Origin of the sequence: Candidatus Planktophila sp., from assembly GCF_046070465.1 — a bacterium.
Taxonomy (GTDB): Bacteria; Actinomycetota; Actinomycetes; order Nanopelagicales; family Nanopelagicaceae; genus Planktophila.
Genome location: NZ_JBJTMK010000101.1, coordinates 1 through 5,386, shown reverse-complemented (window position 1 = coordinate 5,386; position 5,386 = coordinate 1). Strand labels below are relative to the sequence as shown.

Genomic DNA, 5,386 nt, shown 5'->3' with positions numbered 1-5,386 from the left:
CTTCAGGATCTACTTACCCACTACTAGGTGGATTGCGTTCAAGCGCTCAAGTTATTTCTTATGAAGTAGCTATGGGTCTCTCACTCGTTGCAGTCTTTATCTATGCAGGGTCAATGTCGACATCAGATATCGTCGCTTCTCAGCATGGACACATCTGGAATGCAGTAGTTCTCTTCCCATCATTTGTTATCTACGTGATCTCAATGGTCGGTGAAACTAACCGCGCACCTTTCGACTTGGCTGAAGCTGAAGGTGAGCTCGTCGGTGGTTTCCACACTGAGTACTCATCATTGAAGTTTGCGCTCTTCTTCTTGGCTGAATATGTCAACATCATTGCAGTCTCAGCGCTTGCAACAACTCTCTTCCTCGGTGGCTACCACGCATTCCCAGGACTCGGCTTCACTGAGAGCTGGCTTGGCGGTTGGTTCGTCATTATCTGGTTCTTCCTGAAGGTCAACATCTTCTTCTTCATCTTTATGTGGCTCCGAGCATCACTTCCACGTCTTCGCTATGACCAGTTCATGAAATTCGGCTGGAAGGTACTTATTCCAGCTTCCCTTCTATGGATCATGATCGTTGCCTCACTACGAGTGATTCAGCAGAACGGAGCATCTCGCACAGTGGCGTTGGCATTCGCCCTTGGAATCGTAGTTATCGTCATGGCGATTTCTTCACTCTTTGAAAAGAGCAAGAACGAGTCCCGCAAGCCACTTCCAGCGGGCGAAGCTCCAGATTTCCCACTGCCACAACTTCCAGGCGTTTCCTCTTTCAGCGCTTCAACTCAGTCACATACTTCAGGAGGCACCAATGAGTAATTCATTAGAACCAAAGAAGTCAGGTGCTGCGAAAGACATCAATGATGTCTCTTTCGTTGAAGTTGAACAGCCAGGACCAGCATCTCTTGGAAAGCAGTCACTTGGTTTCTGGGTCACATTTAAATCAATGTTTAAGAAGAACCTCAGCGTTCAGTATCCAGATGTAAAGGCGCCAACAGAAGAGCGATTCCATGGTCGCCACCAACTCAACCGCCACCCAGATGGTCTTGAGAAGTGCATCGGTTGCGAACTCTGCGCGTGGGCCTGTCCTGCAGATGCGATTTATGTCGAAGGTGGAAATAACACTCCTGGCAATCAAGTCTCACCAGGAGAGCGCCATGGCGCGGTCTATCAAATCAATTATCTTCGCTGCATCTTCTGCGGTCTCTGTGTCGAAGCATGCCCAACTCGTGCACTCACAATGACAAATGAATACGAACTCGCAGATAGCTCTCGCGAGAAGTTAATTTTCGAAAAGGAAGATCTCCTGGCGCCACTCCGTGCAGGAATGGTGATGCCACCACATCCCATGTATCCAGGAATGGATGAGAACAATTATTACCGCGGCGAAGTAAAGGCTGCAGATCCTTCGCAGGGTCCAATCCTTGGAAGCGTGGGGGAGGCGAAGTAATGGTTATCCAGACTCCAGAGGCAGTGATGTTCTGGATCCTTGCTCCGATTGCTGTTCTAGCAGCTCTTGGAATGTTACTGGTAAAGAAAGCTGTTCACTCAGCCCTCTTACTTGCATGGGTCATGATCACACTGGCAATTTTCTACATTGCACAAGATGCACTCTTCCTTGGAATCGTTCAGATTGTTGTCTACACAGGTGCAGTCATGATGCTCTTCCTCTTCATCTTGATGCTCGTCGGTGTTGATTCATCTGACTCTCTGAAAGAGACAATCCAAGGGCTTCGTCCAATTGCTATCACTGCAGCTATCGGCTTTGGCGGTTTGATGGTTTCACTCATTGGTCGCGCAACTCTCGGTCACAGCGCAGTAGGTCTTGCTCAGGCAAACGCAGATGGAAATGTTCAAGGATTGGCCCGCTTACTTTTTTCAGATTACGTCTGGCCATTTGAAGTTGTTTCAGCACTTCTTATTACTGCAGCCCTTGGCGCAATGGTTCTCGCTCATCACCAGCGCACGGTTGCTCGTCCAACTCAGCGCGAGAGCGCCATCGCACGTTTCCGCACAGGTTCACTGGCAAGCGCTGCTGGTCTTCCAGGCCCTGGCGTCTTCGCTCGTCACAACGCTGTCGATGTTCCTGCGCTACTTCCAGATGGAACACCTGCGCCAACATCTATCTCTGCAACTTTGAAGGCTCGTGGCGACATGCTCGAGCCAGCTCAATTCCAGCTTGATGTTGTGGATACAACAGTCGTGGAGGAGAAGTAATGAATCCATATAACTACCTCTACGTTTCAGCGCTGCTCTTCACCATCGGAGCTATTGGCGTAGTTGTTCGTCGCAATGCAATTGTTGTTTTTATGTGTGTCGAGCTCATGCTCAACGCAGCAAACCTCGCATTTGTCACTTTTTCACGGATCAACGGCACATTGGATGGACAGGTCACCGCCTTCTTCACCATGGTTGTTGCTGCATGTGAAGTAGTAGTTGGTCTAGCCATCATCGTGACGATTTATCGCTCACGCCGATCAGCATCAGTTGACGATGCTAGTTTGTTGAAGCGATAACTATGAGCACTTCATCATCACTCGTTTATCTCATTGCTCTCCCTCTTGCGGGTGCAGCAGTGCTTCTCTTGGGCGGTCGTCGCACCGATAAGTGGGGACATTTCCTCGCTACGGCTATGTCAGCTAGCTCATTTGGCGTAGGTCTCTACCAGCTTTCACAGATGCTTGGTCGTTCAACAGAAGAGCGCGCCGTGACACAGAAGCTCTTCTCATGGATTGCAGTCGGCAATTTCAATATCGATGCCGCGCTTCTTCTTGATCAGCTTTCAATCTGTTTTGTACTTCTTATTACAGGTGTCGGCACACTTATTCATATCTACTCCATCTCATACATGGAGCATGATGAAAACCGTCGTCGCTTCTTCGCTTACCTCAACCTCTTTATCGCAGCGATGCTTTTGTTGGTTCTCGGTAACTCATACCTCAACCTCTACGTAGGTTGGGAAGGCGTGGGTCTTGCCTCATACCTCTTGATTGGTTTCTGGAACCAGAAGCCAGCATATGCAACTGCCTCGAAGAAGGCATTTGTCATGAACCGCGTAGGCGATATGGGTCTCTCATTTGCAATCATGATTGCATTTGCAACTCTTGGAACAACATCATTTGCAGGCGTTGAAGCTGCTTCACATCACGCATCTGAGGCTGCACTGACAGCAATTGGAATTATGTTGGTTGTGGCAGCAGCTGGTAAATCAGCACAGTTCCCATTGCAGGCATGGCTCGGCGATGCGATGGCTGGCCCAACTCCGGTTTCAGCGCTGATTCACGCAGCAACAATGGTTACCGCAGGCGTCTACCTCATAGTCCGCTCAAATTTCATCTTCGATGCAGCCCCAACAGCACAGCTCGTAGTGGTGATCGTTGGCGCCATAACATTGATCTTCGGTGCTCTTATCGGTACTGCTAAAGATGACATCAAGAAGGCTCTCGCTGCTTCAACCATGTCTCAGATCGGTTACATGATTTTGGCTGCAGGTCTTGGCCCGGTAGGCTATGCATTTGCAATCATGCACTTGCTGACCCACGGATTCTTTAAGGCGAGCATGTTCTTGGGTGCTGGTTCTGTTATGCACGGTATGAACGATGAAGTAAATATGCGTAAGTTCGGAAATCTTCGTAAATTTATGCCAATTACCTTTGTGACATTTGGACTTGGTTACCTCGCAATCATTGGTGTTCCGCCCTTTGCTGGTTTTTATTCGAAGGATGCAATTATCGAAACTGCATTTAATGCAGGTGGCGTTAAGGGAATTCTTCTCGGCGGAATAGCTCTTCTAGGTGCAGCAATCACAGCGTTCTACATGTCTCGCGTCATGATTCTTACCTTCACAAGCAAAGAGCGTTGGGACGATAACCAGCACCCACACGAATCACCTGCGTTGATGTGGGTTCCAATTGCAATTCTCGCTATTGGATCAGTTGCATCTGGCTTCCTCTTCACTCGTGGACATGCACTCGTCAACTGGCTCGAGCCAGTTGTTGGAGGACATGAGGGCGAGCACGCTGAATTCCTTGCACCCATCGTGGTCTCCGGAATGGCGCTCACAGCAGTTGTCATCGGTGTAGCGATTGCACTTCTCAAGTATCAGTTCGCAGAGGTTTCGAATGTAGCGCCAGAAGATGTTTCAGTCTTCACACGTATTGCACGCAAGGACCTTGGTCAAGATGCATTTAACGAAGCAGTCTTTATGCGTCCTGGACTTGCAATCACAGAGCTGGCAGAGCAAGTTGATATCAGCGTGATTGATGGGGCAGTACGCGGTGTTGGCCGCCTGGCTACAGGCTCTGGCTCAATTCTTCGCAGAACACAGACAGGCTTTGCTCGCAGCTATGCAGCTTTCATTCTCATCGGCGCGATCGCTTTGATCGCTGGAATCTGGGTGGTCACACAATGAGTTCACTAGTCGTTCTCGGCCTACTGCCACTGCTAGGTGCCATCATTGTTGGCGTTCTGCCAAGCAATAACGTTCTTCGAGTAAAGCAGGTAGCGCTTGCTTCAACAGTGCTCACCGCAATCTTCGGTATCTATCTTGCAACTAAGTTCGTTGCAAATGACACTGCACTTCAGTTTGTACAGAAGAATGAATGGATTCCTTCTTTCGCAATTAACTTCTCAGTTGGAGTCGATGGTCTAGCCCTCGTTCTGATTGTCATGTCAGTTGTCCTCACGCCGATTGTTATCTTGGCAGGGTGGAATGAATCTGAAGGCGGACGCTGGTCTGCCAAGGTTTTCTACATTCTCATCCTCGTACTCGAGACCATGATGATTGGCGTCTTTACTGCAACTGACGTCTTCTTGTTCTACGTTATCTTCGAAGCGATGTTGATTCCGGTCTACTTCCTTATTGGTGGATATGGCTCAGGCGAGCGTGCTGCAGCGGCTGTGAAGTTCTTGCTCTACAGCTTGTTCGGTGGTCTTTTGATGCTCGCATCAATCATCGGCATCTATGTCGTCTCAAGCAACGCTGGTTACGCAAGCTTTGATATCACCGAGCTTGCAGACCTCCACACAGTCATGAGCTCTACCACTCAGAATCTCTTGTTCCTCGGCTTCTTTATCGCCTTTGCAATCAAGGCTCCATTGTGGCCACTTCACACCTGGCTTCCAGATGCAGCAAAAGCGGGTACACCAGGTACTTCAGTTCTTCTGCTTGGTGTTCTCGACAAGGTCGGAACATTCGGAATGATTCGCTTCTGCATCACCATCTTCCCTGATGCAAGCAAGACTTTTACGCCAGTCATCATCGTTCTCTCCGTTATTTCAATAATCTACGGCGCATTCCTTGCAATTCGCGCCCGCGATTTGAAGCGTTTGATTGCCTACACATCGATCTCTCACTTCGGTTTCATCACCATGGGAATCTTTGCGATGAC

Annotated in this window: 6 protein-coding genes; all 6 read left to right on the top strand. The window is 49.1% G+C overall.

Features of this window, described 5'->3' with window-relative positions; all coding sequences use genetic code 11:
• The coding region (locus tag ACKOVI_RS04650) for a complex I subunit 1/NuoH family protein (RefSeq protein WP_509602889.1) at positions 1 to 815 on the top strand (815 nt) is incomplete at its 5' end.
• Positions 808 to 1,446: an NADH-quinone oxidoreductase subunit NuoI gene (gene nuoI / locus ACKOVI_RS04645; RefSeq protein ID WP_509602888.1), complete on the top strand. Its 639-nt coding sequence runs from the start codon at positions 808 to 810 to the stop codon at positions 1,444 to 1,446. The genes ACKOVI_RS04650 and nuoI, both read left to right, overlap by 8 nt.
• Entirely contained in the window at positions 1,446 to 2,213 is a 768-nt protein-coding gene (locus ACKOVI_RS04640) for an NADH-quinone oxidoreductase subunit J (protein ID WP_509602887.1), read from the top strand. Before nuoI ends, ACKOVI_RS04640 begins: the two co-directional genes overlap by 1 nt.
• Positions 2,213 to 2,512 (top strand): NADH-quinone oxidoreductase subunit NuoK, encoded by a 300-nt coding sequence (nuoK, locus tag ACKOVI_RS04635; RefSeq protein ID WP_509602886.1) that lies wholly within the window; start codon positions 2,213 to 2,215, stop codon positions 2,510 to 2,512. Before ACKOVI_RS04640 ends, nuoK begins: the two co-directional genes overlap by 1 nt.
• A gap of 2 nt (positions 2,513 to 2,514) precedes the next feature.
• On the top strand, positions 2,515 to 4,407 hold the full coding sequence (nuoL, locus tag ACKOVI_RS04630) for an NADH-quinone oxidoreductase subunit L (protein ID WP_509602885.1): 1,893 nt from the start codon (positions 2,515 to 2,517) through the stop codon (positions 4,405 to 4,407).
• Positions 4,404 to 5,386: complex I subunit 4 family protein (locus ACKOVI_RS04625; protein ID WP_509602884.1), on the top strand; the 983-nt coding region annotated here is incomplete at its 3' end. The genes nuoL and ACKOVI_RS04625, both read left to right, overlap by 4 nt.